The following is a 21,183-nucleotide window of genomic DNA, read 5'->3' as shown; positions in this document are numbered from 1 at the left end:
GTTAGTTCTCCTTCCCATGGGACAGTGCGGAAACGAACATGCGGTCGATTTCCTGTGCTAATTTCTTCTGAAAACCACTTTCAATTTCGTAGATCTGCGTGAGTTCTGCAAAGGCCCAACGACCAAAGGTGCCCATTCGGTTCACCCCAGGAATCCAGTAGTTCTCCATCGTCAGTTTTTTGTCCTTGGCGTCTTCTCCGCGAAATCCTTTGATTTCCACGATTAATTGCAGCGGATCACTCTGGCCCCGGCCATCGTCCAGGTGCACAATGAAGTCAGGGCGGTAGTTCTTCGTAACCGAACCATACTGGTAAGGCACCTCGAAGCCCAGATTATAGTTTTTGACATAGGACAAGACACGGGGGTGCAGTTCGACAATCCGGCACAGTTCTGCTTCCCAATCGCTTTCCAGCACAATCCAGTTGAGATGACATTTGCGGGAATCGGGCTGCCAGAGGCTATCGCGTGAGGTGCTGAACCGCACATGGGCCGTGGAACCACTGGAGTTGTATGGATCGATGATGGCCCGAACGGGGGAATCACCGATAAATCTCGCAGTGATCGCTGCGGTAATCCGATTACAGGCCATATCGGTCAATTCGCGATAGAGCAACTGGGCAGGATAGGTATTGCCCGCGCAAACCAGATAATGATCCAGCCATTGTTTCACGATTCGCTTTAGCTGCCCGAACAGATGTAATTTCGGTTCCCCACCGGGGTCTTTCCAATGAGTGTCAATCAGGCGGCTGGTTAATTCAAAAATCACGGAAGAGAGTCGACGTTCTTCCGTGTGTTTTAAGTTCATATCAGCGGATTCCCCCACGATGCCGGAATTGATGGTTGATGAGGCACCAATCAGGGCAGGGGTCAGTTCCAATACCGAATCAGGGGTGAATGTTGCCTCCAGGCGTTCTTCGGGTAGTTCCACACGGTAGCCACCCACTCGGGGATAACGGATTTCCAGATGATCCCGCTCGGGCCGCACTGCTTTGACAGACGTGATCAGCGGTGGAACCGTGACAGGAGCGTAGGCAGGTTCTGCAGTAAAATCGAATGGCACGCCAAACACATCCGCATATTCGACATCGAATAAGCCTTCCTCGTTCAATTGGTAGGATGCCCGCCGTAAAGCCCGGCCAATGACCTGTTCGCAGAGGAGTTGAGTACCAAATGCCCGCACGCCCAGAATGTGGGTAACATTGTTGGCATCCCAACCTTCCGTCAACATCGACACCGATACCACGCAACGGATGGAACTACCCAGGGTGTTCGGCTTGCCCACCGTGTTCATTACTTCGCGCAGTAACTGCTGTTCGCTAATATTGTCGCCCGCACGGACATCGCCAGTGCGTTCGATAAGCTCATTCTTAAATCGTTCGATTTCATTCACTGCCATCTTGCGAAAATTGCTGTCCAGGGCTTCGCCCGATTCTAACTGCTCACTATCGATCAGCAGGGTTTTTGGGCGTGCAATAGGGTTGCCATACTCATCGAAGTTGCGGAATAGTTCCAGTTTACCTGGTTTGAATTGGGTATTGCCGTCTTCATCTTCGCGGTGGTAGCCGGAAACATAGTCGAAGATCAGCTTGGAAATCGCAGTATTCTGGCAGACGATAATAAAACAGGGTGGGATAGGCCGCTTGGCATCATCCCACTGGCGAAATACTTTTTCGTAATGGCCGTAAAGGGCATCCAATGCTGTTTTCAGGCGGGTGGGTAGTTGCTCGGGATCCAGGTTCCCCCCTTTCCCTCGGCCTTTTTTGGGCATTTCCTTGCCCACATGCTCCCAGATGTTGCGGTACATGGGCATTTCCGCACCCGGAATGTTGTCTGCCACCGGTACTCGAGGGAGTTTCACAATCCCACTTTCAATTGCATCCATCAGCGAAAAGTCGCTGACCGTCCAGGGGAAGATTGTCCCTTCTGCATAGCCACTTCCCCGCAGGAAAAATGGGGTGGCGGAGAGGTCGACCACTTTTACCCCACCTTTCAGGTGCTTTTGCACCATTTCAAGGCCGGAAATCCAGAGTCGAGCCGCTTCATTGTTCTTTTCCGCTTCTTTGCGGTCATCCCCTTTCAAATCCTCTTCATCATCCTCTTTGGGCTTTTCCCGATAACAGTGGTGGGCTTCATCATTCAACACCAGAACCTGCTTGGCATTCATTAATTCGGGCATCACCCGCTGCATCATCTGGCCGGGGGTTTCCAGGGTATCCAGTTTTTCACCACGCCAGCCTTCCAGAGTACCGCGTGTGCCTTTGGAAACATCACTGCGTTCCCGTAATTTGAAGGCATGGTAATTGGTAATCACCACTTTTGCCCGCTGCATCTCCTGCAGCATCCCCGCAGGTACAATGCCCCGTTCTCGGTAATAACTGTCCGCATCGTTGGGTAATAAGACACGTAACCGGTCTCGAATCGTTAAGCCGGGTGCCACCAGCAGAAAGGCATCGGTAAAGGTCTTGGAACCGGGCTGTTTGGCTGCATTGAGTGTCTGCCAGGCGATCAGCATCGCCATGACCGTGGTTTTGCCTGCACCCGTGGCCAGTTTCAAGCAAATTCGGAATAGTTCGGGGTTGTGCGCCAGATTGATCTCTTCGAGATCGGCGAGAATCTTTTTCCCCGCAGCGATTTTTGGGGCAACTTCCGTCAGCCAGATGATCGTTTCGACCGCTTCCACCTGACAGAAAAATGGCCTGACAAGCAGTGAATCGGCATGTCGCCAATGTTGAAGTAATTGCTGAGTAATCGGAGTGACTTTCCAGTCTCCCGGATTAGGGAGTGCCCGCCATTGGGATACCAGATGCCGAACTGAATTGATTTGCTGATCCAGACGGTATTGCTGGTCGTTGCTGCTTAATTCTGCAGTAACACCAAACTCCAGTTCTTTCTGGGTAACTTTGCTGCGTTTTCTGGGTTTGGGAATCGGCGAGACAAACTTAGCTTGCCGACGGGTAGCAATCACTTTTTCCGTCGGTTGTCCGCTTTCATCCAGTTCCCAATGTTCGGTGGGGCATGAATAGGGAGAATTGAGAATCGGGCCTTCAAAAAATCGTTTACTCATCGAGCGAATCCTTAACAGAGGAGGCTATTTTCACAGATTCTTTACGAATTGCCAACAGATTTCAATGTCAGTAGGTAATTTCCCGATCAAGTGCCGTTTCGATATGGTGGCGCGGCTATGGAAAGCTTTCCACGTCCATTTGACCAGCGGTATAATGCCGCATGCTACGGATTACTCAGCAGGCGAATGCGGGGGCAGCCAAAAGCTATTTCTCCCGCTCGGACTATCTGTCGGAAGACCAGGAGCGCCCCGGTATCTGGGGCGGCAAGGGGGCGGAGCGTCTCGGTTTAATGGGGTTGATGCAGCTGGCTGATTTTGAGCAGTTGTGCGAGAATCAGACCCCCAATGGTTCTCCATTGACCGTTCGCACACGGGGAGACCGCACTGTTGGCTACGACTGGACGTTTAATGCCCCGAAATCAGTGTCGTTACTGTATGGTCTGACTCAGGATGAGCGGATTCTCGAGGCATTTCGGGGTGCGGTGCTGGAAACGATGCAGGAAGCGGAAGGGGAGATGCAGACCCGTGTTCGGCAGCGGGGAGTGGAACAGGACCGCACCACAGGGAATATGGTGTGGGCGGAATTTGTGCATACTACATCAAGACCAGTTGCGGGAGTGCCGGATCCCCACCTGCACAGTCATGTTTTTGTGTTCAATGCCACATTTGATGGCGAAGAAAACCGCTGGAAGGCGGGTCAGTTTCGTGGGCTGAAAAGGGATGCCCGCTATTATGAGGCAGGTTTTCATGCCCGCTTGGCGGAGGAAATACAGCGATTGGGTTATGGCGTGGAACGCACCCGCACTGGATGGGAAGTGGCGGGGATGGGGGAAGAGGTGTTGAAGAAATTCTCCCGCCGGACTGCTCAGATTGAGGAAAAGGCACGGGAGGCAGGGATTACCGATCCTGAACGGAAGGCGGAACTGGGTGCCCAGACACGGGAAGCGAAAAATAAGCAACTGACGATGTCGGAATTGCGGGCAGACTGGCAGGGGAGGCTGGATGACGGTGAAAAAGCACGTTTACAGCAGTTACAGCAGGTGACCGGGGTGGACCGTGGGAAGCAGGTGCAGGAGGGGATCGACTTTGCCTGGCAGCATTGTTTTACCTCCCGTGCCGTGGTACCGGAAAAACTGGTCGTGGCACAGGCCTTACGACGGGGAATCGGCGGTTTGCTGCCGGAACAGGCTCGGAATTTGTTGCGGGAACGGGGATTAGTGACCCGCCAGCACCGGGATCGGTTATGGGCAACCACGCCGGAAGTGCTGGCCCAGGAAGGACGGGTGAGCCGCTTCGCTCGAACGGGACGGGGAACGATGCGGGCTGCCCAGTCGGGATCACACCATTTTCAACGGGAATGGTTGAATCAGGATCAACGACAGGCGGTCGAGCATGTGCTGCAATCACGAGATCGGGTGACGTTGATTCGGGGGATTGCGGGCACTGGCAAGACTTCGTTAATGCAGGAAGCGGTCGAGGGTTTGCAGCAGGCGGGTTTGCAGGGAGTGGTGTTGGCACCCACCGCGGAGGCAAGCCGGGATGTTCTGCGGCAGGAAGGCTTTGCGGAAGCCGATACGGTGGCGATGTTTTTGCAGAATTCCCAGTTGCAGGAGAGGGCACGAAGGGGATTTATTTGGGTGGATGAGGCCGGTTTGTTGTCGCTGAACCAGAGTGAGGCACTATTCGGGCTGGCGGAGCAGTTGGATGCTCGAGTGATTTTCTCAGGGGATCAACGACAGCACCGCAGTGTCGAGCGGGGGGATTTGCTGACCTTGCTGGAACAGGAAGCCGGTTTGCCCACGGTCACCGTGCGGGAGATTCAACGGCAGCGGGGGACTTATAAGCAGTTGGTGGCGGATCTGGCGGAAGGCCGGATTGGTGGTGCCTTTCAAAAATTACAGAATCTTGGCTGGCTGCGGGAGATTGATGACCCCACGGAACGGTATGCTCAGGTGGCCGGGGAATATCTGCAGGCAATCCGGATGGGCCGGAAAACGCTGGTGGTCTCTCCCACGCACCAGGAGGGGGAGGCAGTCACTAGGGCCATTCGGCAACGGTTGCAGCGGGAAGGGGTGTTGCGGGAAGAGCGGAGTTTTACGGTCTGGAAACCAGTGCATTTGACGGAAGCCGAGAAGCAGGACCCGTTGCAATACTCAGCGGGAAGGATGATTCAGTATCACCAGCATGCCCCTGGTCGACCAGCAGGCAGTCAATGGTTGCTTGATGGGAAGGAGACACCGGTGCAGCAGAGCCGGAAATTCTCGGTTTTTCGACCAGAACAACGGAATTTTGCGGTGGGAGACTGGGTTCGGATTACCCACAATGGCAAATCGAAAGATGGCAAACATCGACTGAATCGGGGTGGGTTGTATCAGATAGCTGGGTTCAGTGAGCAGGGTGATATCCGCTTACAGAATGGCTGGGAAATTGATGCTCAGTGGGGGCATCTCGATTGGGGTTATGTGCTGACGTCCCATGCCAGTCAGGGGAAAACGGCTGATCAGGTGCTGGTGGTGCAATCGCAGGTATCTATGGGAGCCACGACGCCGGAACAGTTCTATGTCTCTGCATCCCGAGGACGGGAACGAGTGCTGGTTTTTACTGATGCGGCACAATCATTGCAGGAAGGTTTGCAACGGGAGACCGTGCAGCCGCACGCCTTGCCTTTTGTGCGCGATGGTCTGCCTCCAGCACCGGTGCGGGAGCGTGATTATGACCGAGTCTGATGAATTATTGCGGAAATTCCAACTGGACCGGCCTCGGATGGATGATGAGGGGTTGGTGCAGAATCCGGGCTATGGTTTTGTGCGCGGGATTCGGGATCGGGCGATGATGCTCGATTGTCAGTGGAAGAGTGGTAACCGGCAGGGATTTTCTTACCATTGGCTTTCCCGGGTGGAATTAGATCTGTCCGGGATCGTGCGGCTGAGTTTTGGCCCGATTCGGATTGAACTGCGGGGCACTCATCTGACCACGATTTATCAGCTGGCCATTCAGCAACGGCTGGTCTGGATTCGGGAACAAGACCCGATTCGGGAACAGGTATCAAGTACCGATACGGTCATTGAGCAGATTCTTGTCATGGAATAGCTGCTGATAGATGTAGAGCGTTCAGTTCACAAAACCTACTTTAGGTGAACTATAAATCGGGGCTGATCCGAAGGTGGTTTGCTGGCATTTCGGTAATACTTGACAATTTCCGAAAAATCTGGCACGGTAGGATTCGTGACAATTTCCTGTGGAAAGTCATTTTCACTTCCTTGATTCCATTTTGAGAAAGAACCTGAAATGTCAGAACAGCCCCGAATCCACCATACCAAGATTGGTCCCGCCCGGAGAATTGTGTTACCCACCAGTTGGTGTCAGGAATTGCAATTACAGCCTGGTGATCCGATCAGCCTCGAATTTGATGAGCATGGTCTGCACATCCGCACCCTGCATGATACGATTGCCGAAATTCAGGCCAGTCTGGCACCGCTCAAAGGCTCGGACAGTATCGTTGATCAATTTATCGCGGAGAAACGGGCCGCAGCGGCACAGGAAGCGGAAGAATGAGTGCGGTTCTGGATTCCTCTGCAGTACTGGCGTTATTGTTTCGGGAGCGAGGTGCGGAGGCAGTGCAGGATTGGCTGGGAGGTGCATTGATGTGCACGGTCAATTATTCGGAAGTGGCTGGAAAACTGGTGCAGCTAGGGCAATCAGTGGAGCAGGTGCAGAGCACGCTGGCCAGATTGCCGATACGCTGGCAGGAATTCACATTGGAACGGAGCTTGCTTGCGGCCAGTTTGCAGCAATACAACACCCGGGGCGTGTCACTGGGGGATCGGGCCTGTCTGGCTTTGGCGATGCAGACCAGTTTGCCACTGATTACCTCGGATCAGCGGTTGGCGGAACTCGAACTGGAGTTGGAGATTCATGTCTTCCGGTAGGGAACTGGCAGGGGTTGCCCCCCTCCCCCTGGCCACTGCAGTGCATAGTTGGCTGCAAAAGTCGACTTCATTGGAAACCCGCAGTAATTATCAGCGGGATTTGCAGCAGTTTTTGCAGTTTGTCGGGTTAGATGCCAGCCAGTTGCCGGAAATTCGGCCACATCATGTCGCCGCCTGGCGTGATGACCTGTTGCAACGGGGGTGTGGCAATAGCACGGTCGTCCGGAAATTATCAGTGTTACGGTCGTTGTTCCGGTATTTGCAGACCTATGGTTATCTGGGAGCCAATCCCGCCCATCGGGATTTTGTCAGTGCCCCAGCAGTACCGAGGGATGGAAAAACCGTCTCTTTGACACCGGAAGAGTGCCGGATTCTGCTGGATGGCTATGCAGGCCATACCCCGGAAGAGGTGCGGAATCGGGCAATGCTCGCGGTGTTGGCTTACACGGGATGCCGAGTGGGAGAGATTACCCAGTTGCGGGTGAATTCGTTACTGAATAGTGGCGGGCATCGGCTCCTGGAGATTTATGGCAAAGGGGGCAAAGAACGTCGGGTTCCACTGCATCCGGAAGCGTATGAACGGCTGGAACAATGGCTGATTTGCAGTGGGATTGCCGGTGATGGGACGGGACCGCTATTTCGACCGGTATCAACCGCACGGGGTGGCGGTAGTGATGGTTTTCTGCGAAAGCCGTTGACTCGGCGGGCGGTGCAGAAAATGATGGAGCGTTCGTTGCGAAAACTGGGGCTGAATCCGCAGGCCAGCACCCATTCTCTGCGAGTGACGGCAATCACCACGGGACGGGAGCGAGGTTCCGATCTGATCGATTTGCAGGATTTTGCAGGCCATGCTGATCCCCGTACTACCCTCACCTATGTTCGCAATCGCAATCGGCTGAATCAGTCCCCATCGTATCTGTTGAAATACTGATGTGCAGATACCTGTTCCTCGGATTTTGGCTGGTATTGGCACCCATGTCTGCATATGGGCAGAGTATCTCGGGACAGGCGGAAGTGATCGATGGTGATACCTTGATCGTTGCTGGGGAGCGGATTCGGCTAATGGGTATCGATGCCCCGGAACGGAAACAGATTTGCTGGGACCTTGTGCAGCAGAGTTATCGCTGTGGAGAGTGGGTAACCGTCCAGTTACAGAGGGGAATTGGGCATTCTCGGGTTATCTGTGAATTGCATGGAAAAGACCGCTACGGACGGCATCTGGGGAGATGTCGCGTAGGTGAGCATGATTTGGGATTCTGGCTGGTTCAACAGGGACTGGCGGTCACTTATCGCACCGAGGATCGGGAATTGCTGGCAGCGGAAAGGGATGCTCGGAGGCAACGGCGGGGATTGTGGTCAGGAGCCTTTCAACAGCCATCGATCTGGCGGAAAAGCAGGCCAGGGCAACCTTGATCCATTCAGATGACTCCTGTTGTGCATTGATCGAAAAGGTAATCAAACTTCTTTGGCATCGTTTGCTTTACAGCAGGGATAGTTTCGTGAAAGAATCGGTGCTTTGGAACTGCGAGACAATATCCAGAGGCAATGAGTGTGCAAGATGAATTGGACAAAAGGATTGTTTAGAATTTGGATCATTGCTTCTGTCGGAATTGTACTTTCCGTGGCGGGATTTTCATACCCAGAAGTGAAAAAAGAATTCGAGACATGGAATTTACTGAAATTGATGCAGGCGAATGACATTCTGATGGTACCAGTCCATTGTGCCGAAGCACGGGGAAGGAAAGAGCAGGACTATTTCCAAGCCGCATGCCCGATCAGAACTGACCAGAACAAAGCCCTGTTGGTATGAGTTGCCGAAATTCAGGGAATTGTATCCGGAGTATGCACAACTGACCGAAAAGGAAACTTCTCGAAAGTTCTACGCAAAAGCAGGGATTCCACGGAATGAAATGCAAACACCCTGGGCATTCGTTTTTGTTCGAACGATGATCGCACTTGGATTATCCATCACATTACTGATGGTCGGAGTTTCGATTCGGTGGGCCTGGCGTGGTTTTCGAGAGAACAAATAATGTTCTGCGATCGATAGCGTCGTTACGAGCCTGGCAGCGGAGGTAAATCAGAATCCTGCTGGCGTTCTTCCAGGGCAGCGGTATGGCTTCGGTTCTCGATATGGTTTATCTGGGCTTTTTTCGACTGGATATTGGTCCGAACGTTGTTCACTTCGGCGAAGGTGTACCCCATGTAGTAATTGCCATCCTGACCTGGTTTCTGCTCAACCACGTAGGCGACCTGCTCATCGGTCATGCCGAGGTTGTACAGTTCGAAAATGATATTGGCGATTTTCTTCTCCATATCCCGGCCAGGGCCTTTCATGATGGTCTTGATGATCTCCTGGACCTTTTCCATCAGCTCGAGTCTGGAAGTAAGTGCCGCAAGATCTTCCCGGAGTTGATCGGTGAAGGAGGGCTTTCCAGTTGAGGGAACGCTCGGTTCTTCGGCAGGTTGGGGACTGTTTTTTCGTTTGGCCATGGGCTACCTCGCATCAATGATTACTAAATTAGTAGTGTATATTTTTGGAGAATTCTAACAGTTGGTATTGGCAATGTTAAAGTATTCCGATTATAATGATTGATAGAAATATTTCAATTATGATGATAAGCTATGTGATACATATGTCAATAATTGATACAACCGGATAACTCCCGGATTACAAGCAGTGCTCGAAATGTAGCAATTTACTGCACGGAAATTGATCAATTTTGCCTCAGTTGTCTAATTTTTGCACAGCGCAAATCTGTCAGAATGCGTTTAACTTGAAGAAAACTTTAAATATTTTTGAAAAATCGATTTGCATTCTCTAATCCAATATTTTTTGTAAGTCTTTCAACGGCAAGAGATTGCAATTAGGTATCATTTAGAAAGTTATATCTGGAAATATTTCCTTAGCATTTCAATACGATTCAAGCTGAAACTGACAGTCCGATGGCACTTCTTTTGCTGGATACCCCAAACATCCCAATTTCCCTACAGGTGTTTAATGCATACCGAACAGATGATCCGTCTGCGCGTCGACCAGATTGATGCCAATCCCCACAATCCACGTTTGATTTCCGATTCCGATTTGCTGCATGAGTTTGCTGACAACATTCGCAACCAAGGAGTGATTCAACCAATTCTGGTTCAAGAATCATCCACTCCGGGACGCTATTTTGTAGTCGACGGTCATCGACGATTGGCAGCATGTAAACTCGTCGGACACGTTGAAATCCAATGTATCCTTCAGAACAATTCTTCAAAGCCACACGAGGTCATCGCTCAAATGCTGTCGATCGATCAGCATCGAGAAGACTTTTCTGACTTTGAACGCGGTCGCCAGTTTTCAATTTTGAAGCATGATGGCGGGATGAATCTGCGACAAATTGCAACCCGTTTGGGAATTTCGGAATCAAAAGTGTCCAAATGCATCAAAGTCTTCCATCGCTTGAGTCCACTTTGCCGCCAATGGCATGCAGAAGGAAAGCTGAACGATTCTACGTTGTATTATCTCAGCCAATTAAAAGATCACGAGGATCAGGACAGTTTGGCAACGCTTGCTATTGAGCAGAAATTTTCTGTGCAACAGATTGCCAATGAAGTGGCAATTTTTCGTGCACATAAACGGAAAGAACCAAAGAAAGTCCGTTTCAAGTTAACCGATCAGATCGTGCTGGAATGCCCTGCGGACATGGTTTGCCGTGATGTGATCCGCCAGATTCGTATTGGCATCGAGAAATTAAGACCAGGTGGAGAATACATGATCGATCAGCTCAATGGGATCCAGGAGCAAGCAAAATCGAATGAGCACGAAAACAATTAAGCGCAAATATTTGAAATACTACTTCGGGGGTACACCATGCAAGAACGGAAGCCAACGAGCCTTCGGGATGATGCTGCGGCCAGCTTCAACATCTTTACCTTCGTGATTCGGATCCACACATCGATTCTCGATGCGTTGTTCAAAAAAGCAGGCACCTGCGGGGTGAACCACTTCGGCTTGCCTGCCTTTCTGGCATTGCCCGCGATTGTGTTGCTGGGCTGTTCCCGGGAGGCGGTCAATGAACAGCCGCAGACTGCAGGGATCGGCACGATGCTGCTTTTCCTGTTCTATCTGGTGCGGCTGATTCAGCATCGGGTGATGTCCGCCTGGCGGGAATCACGCGGGGTTTCCGTGCACAGTCGCTGTATCGGCGAATCGATCTTTTATCGGGACCAGTTGGGTTTCCGGAGCCTGAAATGGGCGGAAGATTTTTGGGAACCCGCGGCCGCTGCGGCGTTGGGTGTCGGCCTGATGCTGCTGAATTATGTCCTGGGGGCGCTGTTGATCTGGGGGTGTTTCAGTTTATGGGTACGCAAAGGAATCATGCAAATGCAGGAACGCGTGATTCTGCGGGCCTATCAGGATCAGGTGCATGAGGCGCAATATTACGGGCAAATGATGAGACAGAAAGATGACTACTAGAAGAAGCCTTAATCCAGGGTACTGGCTGCAGGCAACCATCTGGTTTCCTGGCATTCTGCTGATGTTGGCAGAATGGGCCAGACAACAATGGGAGAAAATCGATGAGTAAACCGTTTTTGGATTCAGCTGCACGTGCGTGGATTATTACAGGTCTGGAAGAACTCAGACAGGCTGTACATCCGTCTAATGACCAGGTCCGTCAGCCCGATGTCCCAGGAATCTGGGGTAATCCCACAACGGGAGAAGTGACCCACGAGCGTATGCAAACTGAACGGGAACAAGCGGTTGAACGCGAATCCCCTGCTCCCGAAAAACGGCAGCAGGAACCAGAAATCTAAGGGGTAATCATGGGCAACAACCCACAGGGCAGCAGTATCCCCGATCTGCTGGCAAACATCTGTGCCAACAGCATTGTAAAGTCGGTGCAGTTGAAAATTTCGGGACAACAGAAGCAGCATTTGCAGCAATGCATCTACCATGCGGTGCGAGCGATGCTGGGTGAAGTGTTTGAATTTTGTGGACCTTACGGCCCGTCGAGTGGGCCTACAACCAAGGAGAATTAAGATGGATTCGAATTTCTGGATCATTGTGCTGTTGTGCTTACTGGTCTACTGGTGGATCAACAAGCCACTGAATCAGGCGATTGCCTTTCGGGAGCAGAACCCCCACATTCAGTTGCCGTTCTGGGTGATTTTTCTGCGTTTCTGGCGTTTACGGTAATTGGTTCGGAGGCGTTCCATGGGCTGGTTCTCCCGAAAATCGAAGCCGGTCATTGATCTTGACCCGGAAGTGCTGACGTTGGGCAATGCTGACCGGTTGCTGTTTAGCCAGACAGCACAGCACGTTGCCTACAGCGGGATGACCGGTGCGGGCAAAACCACGGCTGTTCGGCACCTGACTGGGTCGCTGTTGCAGATGCAATGCAGCTTTGTGGTGGCCTGTGTCAAGCCCGATGAAGGGAGTACCTGGGTGGAACATTGCCAGCACCATGGTCGGGGGCGGATTGCCTGATTCTCGCTCCTGGAAAAACTGCGGTTCGACTCGATCTGGTGGCTTATGAACTGAACCGGCCCGGGGGTTCGGTGGAATCGCTGGTGCAGTTGCTGGTGGCACTGGCGAAAGTGGTGAACCGCAATGGTGGGGATAATGCCCAGAATGAAGCGTTTTGGCAATCGAGCATGGAAACGTTACTGCGACAGGCATTGACTGCATTGCATTACGGTTCCCAGCAACCGCCGATCACAATGGATCTGTATCAGTTGCTGACCTCGTTGCCGGAATCAGCGGAATTTGTCCGCACGGAAGCGTTTTTAACTACGAAGTTAGCCCGATTGCTGGGCTTTGCCGGTCACCAGCAGTTTCCACCCCACATCAAGCAGCAGTTGGGGTTGGCATTTGATTATCTGACCGGCACCTTTGCCCGCTTATCGGATCGGACCCGTTCCGTGATTGAGGCAATGGTCAGGAATACCCTGGAACCTCTGGTCAGTACGGAAGCGGCTGAAGTGTTTGCCAGTGGGGTGGTCAATGAGACCCCCGATTCGATGATGGCTAATCGGAAAGTGGTGATTCTGGATTGGCCGGTATTGGTGGGAAATGAACCGGCACGAGCCTGGAATGCCCTCTGGATTCTGTTGTTCCAGCGTGCTGGTTTGCGGCGACCGATTGGACCGGATAGCCCGCCGCTGGTGGTGTTCCGGGATGAATACCCGCAGATTGCCACGCCCAGCGAAGATGCGAAAGCGACCTTGACGGGACGTTCCCAGAAGGTGCTCAGTGTTATTCTGTTTCAATCGTTGCCCGCTGCCATCAGTGCTCTGGGAGGCACCGATGTGGCCCGGCAGGAATTTTTGACGGTGCTGGGGAACCATGGCGTGAAGTTCATTGGCAACACGACCTGCCCCGAAACCGGCCAGTTTTTCTCCCAGATGTTTGGCAGTGATCGCCGGATGCTGATGAATGGCAGTATCCGGCCCGAAGAATTACACCCTGCTGATCTGTTGTTTGGCACACCCACCAATCAGCAGTTTGGCTTCAGTGAACAGATTCTCCCCCTGGTCCGACCGGAGCAGTTTGCCACTCTTCGGCGGGGAGAGTTCTTTATTCATCGGGCGGGACCTGCATTCCGCAATGGACGGCCTTTTAAGCGAATTCAGTTCGCGAAGGAATAGCCAACATGGTGTTGGCAAACCCACGGTGGGAGGGTTTTCCCATCGCTTGATGTTGGTGCTCGGCACCGAAGGATTTCCGATGTTACATTTTATTCCGTTGTTGATTGGCGTCGCTGCCAAGGCTGCCGCTCCGAAAGTGGCAAGCTATTTTCAGAACCGAGCTTCCAGTAAGCCGGATTTTCGGTATGTACCTATTCAAGGTACCGATGTAGTCGGCATCGAACCATCGATGGTACATCAGTTTGCTGCAGAGTATGGTCATCTTTACGTTGGTTTGCGGGATCTGGAAGAGCAGTTGCAGATTGCTCCCGAACAGTTCAAAGACCCAGAAGGGCTCTGGGAGTGGGCACAAGGCTTACGACGCAAATACCGCAGTCTGGCGATTTTCCTCAGGAAATAGCCTCCGTTCATTCGCCCGTTTCCATCAGTAATTAAACGATCTTTCTCCCCGATCCATGAGGGATGCGGGGATGTTCTTGCCATCGGATGGCTTTTTCAGAATGAGGTGGAGCGATGGCGAAGAGAACCGAAGTGACATTGGTTGACCAGTTGTCGATCATCAACGCCCAAACCGTAGTGACCCGAATCCAGGAAACGTCGCTGGTGCTGGATGCCAGTCACCTGGAGATTCTGCGGCAGTGGATTTTCCACAGCACCCAGGTGGTCCTGGAAGAACTGCTGAACTTTCTGGCGGAGCAACGAGCTCGGCAGAATGTCGATGTTTCCTTGAATTAAGGGTGGAGAGATGTCCTATTCCATCAAAGACCTTGCCCGCTTTCTGGGTGTATCGATGAGCACGGTGTATGGCTGGATTGCCAGGCGGGAACTGCCCCATTATCGGCTGGGGGCTGCCGGTCGCCGAGGACGGATTATTGTGCAGCAGGCCGATCTGGATCTTTTTCTGGCCCAGAGAAGATTGGAAAGTGAACAACCCCAGGAGACGGAACAGCGACCCGTTCCGCGCGAGCCATTGAAACATCTACATCTCAGGCCGAAGTAGAGTCAATGACGAAAATTTCTGAAACCCCCACGGCATCTGCTTGATGCTGGCCTCCGGTAGTCTTTGGCTGCCGGAGGTTTTTTTATTTCCAGCAAACGACAGGCTGGCCGTGCTTCATTTTATTGATTCTTTTTGATACTTGATCCAGCGTTGTTCGCAGGTGGGAATCGGCCTGATTCATGTGGGAATAGGTGCAGGCAACCATGCGTGCATCGGTATGGCCCATTAGGGCAGCGACCGTAACATGGTCCACCCCGGATTCCAATAGCCGCTGGCAGAAGCCATGGCGGAAGTCGTACATGCAGTAGGCAATTCCGGTGGCTTTCTTTAACCGGCAAAACCGGCCATTCACCGCCAGCCGTGTCCAGGGTTTACCAAAAGTGTTGCGAAACAATTTCCCATCCGGGTATTTCTGCAATAATTCCTCGATTAACTGCTTTGCAGCTTCTGTGAGGTAGATAAACCGCCATTTCTTCTTCCCTTTCGCTTCTGCAGGAGGGATTTCGACCCGACTCAGTTCCAGATTGATATGCCTCGATTCCAGAATGAACAGTTCATTCGGTCGGCAACCAGTCTCCCAGGCGAAAAGCAATAACTGCCGGAATGGCAGATCCTGCACCCGTTCCAGAATGCGGTTGTATTCAGGTGCGGAAAGCGGATTTTCCCGCCGAGGAGCCTGCGGTTTTTTCATCCATTTAACCGGATTGTTTTGCAGGTAGCCGAACTGTTCTCCCCAGTTGTATGCCCGTTGGATCGCCTGCATTGCCCCACGCTGGTGTGCTTTCCCCCAATCCGGATGGTTCTGAACCCAATCCAGCACATGAAAAGGCCGAAGAGAATCGGCAGGCTGAATACAGGTTGCACCCAAAGAATCGAGAAAACTTTGCTGATAGTAGCGGTAAGCGACATACGTTGCTCTGGAACGGTTCAATTGGCACCATTCCAGGAACTTGTCGAAGACCATCGCAATACTGATTGTTTTTGCAGGCAAAGGTTGGGATTCCTCGCTCTTTAACATCAGTTCGTGAAACAGCTTGAAGGCCGCTTTTTTGTTTGGCCCTAAATTGTGGCGTTTGCCACGGATGTTCACGAACCAGGCTTTTCGGTCCTGGCGGTACCAGGGTTTGGCTGTACGTGCCATGAGTAGATTCTCCAGAATGACCATGTTTACCCCCACGGCATGCTGAAAAGAATCGCGGACTCACAACCGCTTATTCTGTACCCAAATTCCGTACCATTATACGCAGAGCGGTTTCGGAAAATGCTGGAAAAGCCTGAAAAACAGTGTTTTTCTGAAAAATAATTGGAAGCGTAATTCTAGCAGCCAGTCGAGCAGGCGCATGATTTCCCAGACTTCATCAGGAGTTAAGTTTCGCTCAATCAGTTGTCTTAGCAGGCGGCATTTATCGGCAAAGCGAAGTTCTGCAATTCCGTGGGTCAGCAAACTTTGAATACTGGCCGCTACAACCAGTCCCACCGGGCTGTGGTGGGCCGTTAATTCATCCATGCGACCAACAAAATCTAGCAGTTTCACCGAATTAAATACAAACTCATTCTGAGTCCCTTTGCAGCTCAACACATTGCGGTCAACGCGCCAAGTCGGGTTCTCATCAGCCAGAATGGCAAAACTGGACACGTTCAGGCCATATTTTTGCCGAATCCGCCAGTAATATTCCGCCATCCTTGCAGCAAAACGGTCATCCTGCTGTGCCTGAACCTCAAAATGGACAAAAATGGTCACTGTCTGGCCAGGGTGCTCTAAATCGTAGACCTCAAAAAGAGCATCGGCACGCACCATCCCCGCTTCGGAATCGGGCAGCAAGGTGCGTAATTCGGTATCGAGCGAGCGAAATCCTTTCGCCCAGTCGAACGTGGGATACCATTGTGGGAAGAGAATCTCAAAAATATCCGGCAGGAAGTTTTCCAGCGTCTCTTTCCAGGGGGAGTCAAATTCGCGGGTCATCGATGGGGCCTGCAGAAACGATTTCAGTTCTTTTTACTTGAAAAACATTAATTAGTACAGTTTTATAATAATTACATGTAAAAATATTGCATGTAATCTACTTTTCGGCCGCCCACCAGTTGGTATAATACTTCCTGATTCCAGCACAGGAGTAGTGCGTGTTACAGGCTGTTTTCCGCTGGTGGGGTGCGTTCGCCATTGCCGCAATCATCATTGGTGTGCCGTTAACCTACTATCGGATGGTTTACTTCGAAGAACGCCGTTTCCGCACCGTCAGCCCGGAACGGTTTTACCGTGCTGGCCAACTACCAGAAGATAGCTTGCGAAAAAAAATCCGTGAGTTCGGGATTAAAACAATTATCAACCTGCAGGATGAAAATCAGGACCCCAAACTGGCAGGCCATTTCTTCAAAAAAGGCACCATCACCGAAAGTGAACTTTGTGCCCAGGAAGGGGTGAAATTCATCTTTCTCTCATGGGAGGGGAGTCGTGGGTTGTTACCACGCAGCGAAGCGTCGGAAACCAATCGCCCACAGGTAATTGATGATTTTCTGAAAATCTGCGACGATCCCGCGAATTACCCCATCATGATCCACTGTAAGGCGGGCCTGCACCGCACTGGTGCCCTGACGGCAATCTACCGCATGGAATATGATGGGTGGTCGCAGGCGGAAGCAATGCGGGAATTACGTGCCAACGGATTCGGCGATACCAAGTGCACTATCGCAAACGACTACATCTATGAATACATTTATCTTTATCGCCCGAGAGATTCCGCGAAAAAAGGAAGTTCGCGATGATTCGCATTCTGGATCGAATGTTATTCCTGTCGTTCATTCGTGGGTATTTCATCTGCCTGATCAGCACCCTAAGCCTGTATATTATTGTCGATCTGTTTACCAATCTGGATGAATTTGCCCGCCCAGGAAAGAGTTTTCTAGATGTTCTGATGCATCTATTGGGCTATTACGGCTACCGCACACTCGAATATTACGACCGTTTGTGCGAAGTGATTTCTCTTTTGGCGGCCATGTTCGCCATTGCCTGGATCCAGCGGAATAATGAGCTGATTCCGATGCTGTCTGCGGGTGTTTCTACCCACCGGGTGCTGCGACCCATCCTGCTGGGTGCGGTACTGATGTTGAGTGTGGGGATCTTTAACCAGGAAATGGTCATCCCCAGAATTGCATCCGCTCTGGTTGCCGAACGCGAAGATCCCGATGGAGCAAAAGAAATCGGTGTGCAAGGTGCTTTTGACAGTTCTGGTGTCCACATCGAAGGGATCCGAGCCTATCGGCGGGACTTGCTGGTGAAACCATTTTTCGCCACCATGCCGGAAACCAGCCAGTCCCAGATGCGACATATTACAGCAGCCTATGCCATTTATGTTCCCCCACAGGATAACAAGCCACTTTCTGGAGGCTGGGAACTGTACGGTGCCAGCCCCGATAACCTGGCGGAAGACAAGATTGATACATCAATGCTCACCATTATTGACCGCGGACGCTATTTTCTGAAGGTGAAAGATGCCACGTTTGAAGGGATTACCAGTGGCGGCAAAAAAACCCTGGCGTTGAGTTCCACAACGGCCCTGCGGGCCTATCTCGACCGCACCGAACCGGGCAGAATGAATACCCTGGCCGTAACTTACCACATGCGCTTGACCCGCCCACTGGTGGGGATGCTGCTGGTGATCATGGGGATTTCGATCATCCTGCGGGATCAGACAAGGCATATCTTCATCAGCACTGGTTTGTGCCTTGGACTTTGTGCCACCTTTTTCGCAGCAATTTTTGCTTCGCGGTTTATGGGCAATGCAGACATTATCTCCCCAGCTTTGAGTGGCTGGCTACCAGTGATTGTGTTTACCCCACTTGCAATTGCACTGTATGATGCAATTCACACGTAACTGATAAAGCCCACGGCTAGTGTAAATTCCGTTGCTGACGCTATCGTTGTGTCATTTGGAAGTAATGAAGAAACGTGTCTTCTTGACGACGTGGCGTCTTGGCGGTGAAATTTTCCAGTTCAAACGTCATGGAATAATCCGTTTTGCACGCTTCTGCTCCCGGCGAAAAAATTCGCACTGGATTCCCGCCTTCGCGGGAATGACGGTTGGATATTTCTTTGCGTTCTTGCGATTTTGCGGTCAATTTGCAAGAAATTCCCATTCAGTTGCTACGGGCGATGAAGCCAAATAGCAACACCTAACAGCCATGTGTCTCGCCGGTTCATCTATCGCAGAATTATTTCCCCTGTTTGCGGATCAATTCAATGGATTTTGTTGCAAATCGTTCGCCCAGAATTCGATAGCCTTCGACAGAGTAGTGCAGATCATTCTTGATCTCTTTGCCGCTTTTATTTTTGCCATCGTTCAGGTCGTCGGTATCAACCCAGGCACCACGTGGGGTGTTTTCAGCAAATTTCACCTGTACTTCCCGAATTTTCGTCCAGTCGCCATAAGTCTTGTTGGAATTCCCATGATCGCTTAGCCGACCAATGACCACATGAATGTCTTTCCGACCAAGATCTTCGCTTAACTGCCCAAGCACTCCTTGAAGACTTTCCGCGTAGACATCACCATGCTTTTCGCGGGCATCGCGTTCACCCTGCATCCATAAAAAGGTAACGGATGCCAGTTTCTCACCTTTGACGGCTGCATTTACTTTGGTCATCATCAGATCGTACAGATCACCATTGCCTTTGGGCATTTCCCCATTCAGTGGCTTCCATTTCTTGTACCAGCGTCGGATCGGTTGACCTCCCTGGGCACTTTTGACCACAATGACCTGATCTTTGCCAAATGCCTCCTCCACGGTGGGAGTGAAAGAGATGTTCGGGTCCAGTCCTGCCATGTTCGACTGGCCAGACAGAATAAACAGGTGCTTCCCTTTGTCGTCGGCATTCGCAGCCAGCATTGTTGCAAGCAGAACAACACCCGTAATGATTCGAAAGTTCATGCATTACCCTTAAATTTCAGGATTGATATGGTGGTATCCTACACCAGCCACCGTGGGAACACAATCATTCCCCCAAAATAGGCGTAACACATTATCAAATAGCTACTTGTGTGATTAATGATAATTTTCTCATTAATCACTCGAAACACTGAATGAATACCAATTGCCAAACAAGTGTTTTTGTTGATAGCGAGTTTTGCCGAACGTACACCACTCACCTTTTGGTTGATACGCAAAGCCATACGACATTTCATCTGGACCAATTCCATCGGGTCCCGACTGGGTACGAAAATACACGCTACCTGCAGGATAACTACCGTAGTAATCGATGTAATATGGTCCGATCCGTTTATCGAGTTGATGTTTGTCAATAGGACCTTGTGGAGCTTTCTCGGCTAATTCTCGAAATTGTTGCGAATAACATGCAAAGACGATCAAACGTGGCACTTGAAAATAGATCAAAACAATCGTGAAAAGTATGACCAAACTGGATCGAATTCCGTCCAGCTTCGGTCTGTCAGGATCTTTTATTCTGATCAATTCAGAACAGGATTTTACGATTATCAGCAGACTCCAGAAAAAAAGAATCGGAATCCAGATAAAAAAGAGACATAATGAAAAGATCGCTACTACTTCGATTCTCCCCGGCCAAATAGAGAGTACCAGGAACAATCCGCATCCAAAAATCATCCAGTTCAAAGTTTTCATTGGGCATCCCTTCAAAAAAATTGCCAGTAATTCTTGTTATATCTGTGCACCTTTAGAACTCTTGGACTTCCTACAATACAGGCATGTCTACCAATCTTGAAAACTGGCTTACCCACGCGGTGCATGCTGCCCGGTTGGGTGCGGAACAACTGGAATTCTGGCGCAGTCGATTTACCGTGCGGGAAAAAGCACGGGCCGATCTGGTTACCGAAGGCGATCAGGCGTCCCAATTAGCGGTGATCGGCTACTTGCAGGAACAATTCCCCGATCACGCGTTTATTGGTGAAGAAGACCCAGCATCGAAGGATATTCGGGAATTGCCTTCCGATGCACCGCCCACGTGGATTATCGATCCGCTGGATGGCACCGTCAATTATGCCCACGATGTGCCTGCGTATTGCGTTTCAATTGGTCTGATGGCGGCAGGTCAGCTTCAGGTGGGGGTCATTTTCGATCCACGAATGAACGAACTGTTCACCGCCGCACTGGGTGGGGGAGCACACCTGAACGGTTCACCCATGTCGGTCAGTACCATCAGCAAGCTGGAATACGGCCTGGTTTCGACTGGCTTCCCACCAAATCCGGATGCTCAAGCCCGAATTTTCCCCTGTTGGCAGGAAATGTCGCTCAGTTCGCAGGCAATCCGACGCACCGGTTCGACCGCGTTGAACCTGGCGTATGTGGCTGCGGGGCGATTCGATGGCTACTATGCACTGGACAACTGGGCATGGGACGTGGCTGCGGGTATTCTGCTGGTCACCGAAGCCGGAGGTGCGGTCAGCAGTGCGACCGGTTCACCTGTCAACCCGTTCCGGCCCGATATTCTGGCAACGAATGGCCACCTGCAGGCCGAAATGTTGGCCATCATGGCAAAATATTACCAATAGATCAATATTTGTACGACAATAAGTGTATTTGATTGTAAA

Annotated in this window: 26 protein-coding genes; 20 read left to right on the top strand and 6 right to left on the bottom strand. The window is 51.4% G+C overall.

The window, feature by feature from the left end; translation table 11 throughout:
• Window position 1: 1 nt before the first annotated feature.
• On the bottom strand, window positions 2-3,064 hold the full coding sequence (locus R3B84_20465; protein MEZ6142945.1) for a DEAD/DEAH box helicase family protein: 3,063 nt from the start codon (window positions 3,062-3,064) through the stop codon (window positions 2-4).
• Window positions 3,065-3,225: 161 nt separating this feature from the next.
• Here R3B84_20465 and mobF point away from each other — a divergent pair, with 161 nt between their 5' ends.
• The 7 genes from mobF (at window position 3,226) to R3B84_20430 (ending at window position 8,803) form a co-directional block, all read left to right on the top strand.
• Complete coding sequence (gene mobF, locus R3B84_20460) at window positions 3,226-5,790, top strand: MobF family relaxase (protein MEZ6142944.1); 2,565 nt, start codon at window positions 3,226-3,228, stop codon at window positions 5,788-5,790.
• Complete coding sequence (locus R3B84_20455; protein MEZ6142943.1) at window positions 5,777-6,154, top strand: hypothetical protein; 378 nt, start codon at window positions 5,777-5,779, stop codon at window positions 6,152-6,154. The genes mobF and R3B84_20455 overlap by 14 nt, the downstream gene beginning before the upstream one ends.
• Window positions 6,155-6,352: 198 nt before the next feature.
• Window positions 6,353-6,619 carry an AbrB/MazE/SpoVT family DNA-binding domain-containing protein gene (locus tag R3B84_20450; protein MEZ6142942.1) on the top strand — a complete coding sequence of 89 codons (267 nt, stop codon included), beginning with the start codon at window positions 6,353-6,355 and terminating at the stop codon, window positions 6,617-6,619.
• Entirely contained in the window at window positions 6,616-6,993 is a 378-nt protein-coding gene (locus tag R3B84_20445) for a type II toxin-antitoxin system VapC family toxin (protein ID MEZ6142941.1), read from the top strand. The genes R3B84_20450 and R3B84_20445 overlap by 4 nt, the downstream gene beginning before the upstream one ends.
• A complete protein-coding gene (locus R3B84_20440; GenBank protein ID MEZ6142940.1) occupies window positions 6,980-7,924 on the top strand; it encodes a tyrosine-type recombinase/integrase in 945 nt (314 codons plus the stop codon). Before R3B84_20445 ends, R3B84_20440 begins: the two co-directional genes overlap by 14 nt.
• 44 nt (window positions 7,925-7,968) lie before the next feature.
• Window positions 7,969-8,406, top strand: coding sequence for a thermonuclease family protein (locus R3B84_20435; GenBank protein ID MEZ6142939.1), 438 nt, complete (start codon window positions 7,969-7,971; stop codon window positions 8,404-8,406).
• A gap of 145 nt (window positions 8,407-8,551) precedes the next feature.
• A complete protein-coding gene (locus R3B84_20430; protein ID MEZ6142938.1) occupies window positions 8,552-8,803 on the top strand; it encodes a hypothetical protein in 252 nt (83 codons plus the stop codon).
• 245 nt (window positions 8,804-9,048) lie between these two features.
• Here the strand turns inward: R3B84_20430 and R3B84_20425 are convergent, their stop codons facing one another.
• The gene (locus tag R3B84_20425) at window positions 9,049-9,486 is read right to left on the bottom strand and encodes a hypothetical protein (protein MEZ6142937.1); all 438 of its coding nucleotides are present in this window, start codon (window positions 9,484-9,486) and stop codon (window positions 9,049-9,051) included.
• A 508-nt stretch (window positions 9,487-9,994) separates the two neighbouring features.
• Here R3B84_20425 and R3B84_20420 point away from each other — a divergent pair.
• The 10 genes from R3B84_20420 to R3B84_20375 all read left to right on the top strand — a co-directional run bounded on the left by R3B84_20420 (window position 9,995) and on the right by R3B84_20375 (window position 14,626).
• Complete coding sequence (locus tag R3B84_20420) at window positions 9,995-10,813, top strand: ParB/RepB/Spo0J family partition protein (protein MEZ6142936.1); 819 nt, start codon at window positions 9,995-9,997, stop codon at window positions 10,811-10,813.
• A gap of 36 nt (window positions 10,814-10,849) precedes the next feature.
• Window positions 10,850-11,455, top strand: coding sequence for a hypothetical protein (locus R3B84_20415; GenBank protein ID MEZ6142935.1), 606 nt, complete (start codon window positions 10,850-10,852; stop codon window positions 11,453-11,455).
• A 101-nt stretch (window positions 11,456-11,556) separates the two neighbouring features.
• Window positions 11,557-11,793, top strand: a complete 237-nt coding sequence (locus R3B84_20410) for a hypothetical protein (GenBank protein ID MEZ6142934.1) — start codon at window positions 11,557-11,559, stop codon at window positions 11,791-11,793.
• A 9-nt stretch (window positions 11,794-11,802) separates the two neighbouring features.
• Entirely contained in the window at window positions 11,803-12,018 is a 216-nt protein-coding gene (locus tag R3B84_20405; GenBank protein MEZ6142933.1) for a hypothetical protein, read from the top strand.
• Window position 12,019: 1 nt separating this feature from the next.
• Entirely contained in the window at window positions 12,020-12,175 is a 156-nt protein-coding gene (locus R3B84_20400) for a hypothetical protein (protein MEZ6142932.1), read from the top strand.
• Window positions 12,176-12,193: 18 nt separating this feature from the next.
• Window positions 12,194-12,466, top strand: a complete 273-nt coding sequence (locus R3B84_20395) for a hypothetical protein (protein ID MEZ6142931.1) — start codon at window positions 12,194-12,196, stop codon at window positions 12,464-12,466.
• The gene (locus R3B84_20390; GenBank protein ID MEZ6142930.1) at window positions 12,433-13,626 is read left to right on the top strand and encodes a TraM recognition domain-containing protein; all 1,194 of its coding nucleotides are present in this window, start codon (window positions 12,433-12,435) and stop codon (window positions 13,624-13,626) included. The genes R3B84_20395 and R3B84_20390 overlap by 34 nt, the downstream gene beginning before the upstream one ends.
• Window positions 13,627-13,705: 79 nt before the next feature.
• The gene (locus R3B84_20385) at window positions 13,706-14,026 is read left to right on the top strand and encodes a hypothetical protein (GenBank protein MEZ6142929.1); all 321 of its coding nucleotides are present in this window, start codon (window positions 13,706-13,708) and stop codon (window positions 14,024-14,026) included.
• 113 nt (window positions 14,027-14,139) lie between these two features.
• A complete protein-coding gene (locus R3B84_20380; protein MEZ6142928.1) occupies window positions 14,140-14,361 on the top strand; it encodes a hypothetical protein in 222 nt (73 codons plus the stop codon).
• Window positions 14,362-14,371: 10 nt separating this feature from the next.
• The gene (locus tag R3B84_20375) at window positions 14,372-14,626 is read left to right on the top strand and encodes a helix-turn-helix domain-containing protein (protein ID MEZ6142927.1); all 255 of its coding nucleotides are present in this window, start codon (window positions 14,372-14,374) and stop codon (window positions 14,624-14,626) included.
• An 82-nt stretch (window positions 14,627-14,708) separates the two neighbouring features.
• On the opposite strand, the gene R3B84_20370 is transcribed toward R3B84_20375, so the two are convergent.
• Window positions 14,709-15,767, bottom strand: coding sequence for a tyrosine-type recombinase/integrase (locus R3B84_20370; GenBank protein ID MEZ6142926.1), 1,059 nt, complete (start codon window positions 15,765-15,767; stop codon window positions 14,709-14,711).
• Window positions 15,768-15,863: 96 nt separating this feature from the next.
• Window positions 15,864-16,589: a hypothetical protein gene (locus tag R3B84_20365; GenBank protein ID MEZ6142925.1), complete on the bottom strand. Its 726-nt coding sequence runs from the start codon at window positions 16,587-16,589 to the stop codon at window positions 15,864-15,866.
• 158 nt (window positions 16,590-16,747) lie between these two features.
• On the opposite strand from R3B84_20365, the gene R3B84_20360 reads away from it, so the two are divergent.
• Window positions 16,748-17,389 carry a dual specificity protein phosphatase family protein gene (locus R3B84_20360; protein MEZ6142924.1) on the top strand — a complete coding sequence of 214 codons (642 nt, stop codon included), beginning with the start codon at window positions 16,748-16,750 and terminating at the stop codon, window positions 17,387-17,389.
• Window positions 17,386-18,498 carry an LptF/LptG family permease gene (locus tag R3B84_20355; protein MEZ6142923.1) on the top strand — a complete coding sequence of 371 codons (1,113 nt, stop codon included), beginning with the start codon at window positions 17,386-17,388 and terminating at the stop codon, window positions 18,496-18,498. The genes R3B84_20360 and R3B84_20355 overlap by 4 nt, the downstream gene beginning before the upstream one ends.
• 337 nt (window positions 18,499-18,835) lie before the next feature.
• On the opposite strand, the gene R3B84_20350 is transcribed toward R3B84_20355, so the two are convergent.
• Entirely contained in the window at window positions 18,836-19,549 is a 714-nt protein-coding gene (locus R3B84_20350) for a sialate O-acetylesterase (GenBank protein ID MEZ6142922.1), read from the bottom strand.
• Window positions 19,550-19,681: 132 nt separating this feature from the next.
• Complete coding sequence (locus tag R3B84_20345; protein ID MEZ6142921.1) at window positions 19,682-20,257, bottom strand: hypothetical protein; 576 nt, start codon at window positions 20,255-20,257, stop codon at window positions 19,682-19,684.
• Between the two features lie 83 nt (window positions 20,258-20,340).
• On the opposite strand from R3B84_20345, the gene R3B84_20340 reads away from it, so the two are divergent.
• Window positions 20,341-21,144 (top strand): inositol monophosphatase family protein, encoded by an 804-nt coding sequence (locus R3B84_20340; protein ID MEZ6142920.1) that lies wholly within the window; start codon window positions 20,341-20,343, stop codon window positions 21,142-21,144.
• Window positions 21,145-21,183: the final 39 nt, after the last annotated feature.

Origin of the sequence: Zavarzinella sp., assembly GCA_041399155.1 — a bacterium.
Taxonomy (GTDB): domain Bacteria; phylum Planctomycetota; class Planctomycetia; order Gemmatales; family Gemmataceae; genus JAWKTI01.
The sequence above is the reverse complement of the archived record's forward strand: the minus strand, read 5'-3'. Positions and strand labels throughout refer to the sequence as shown.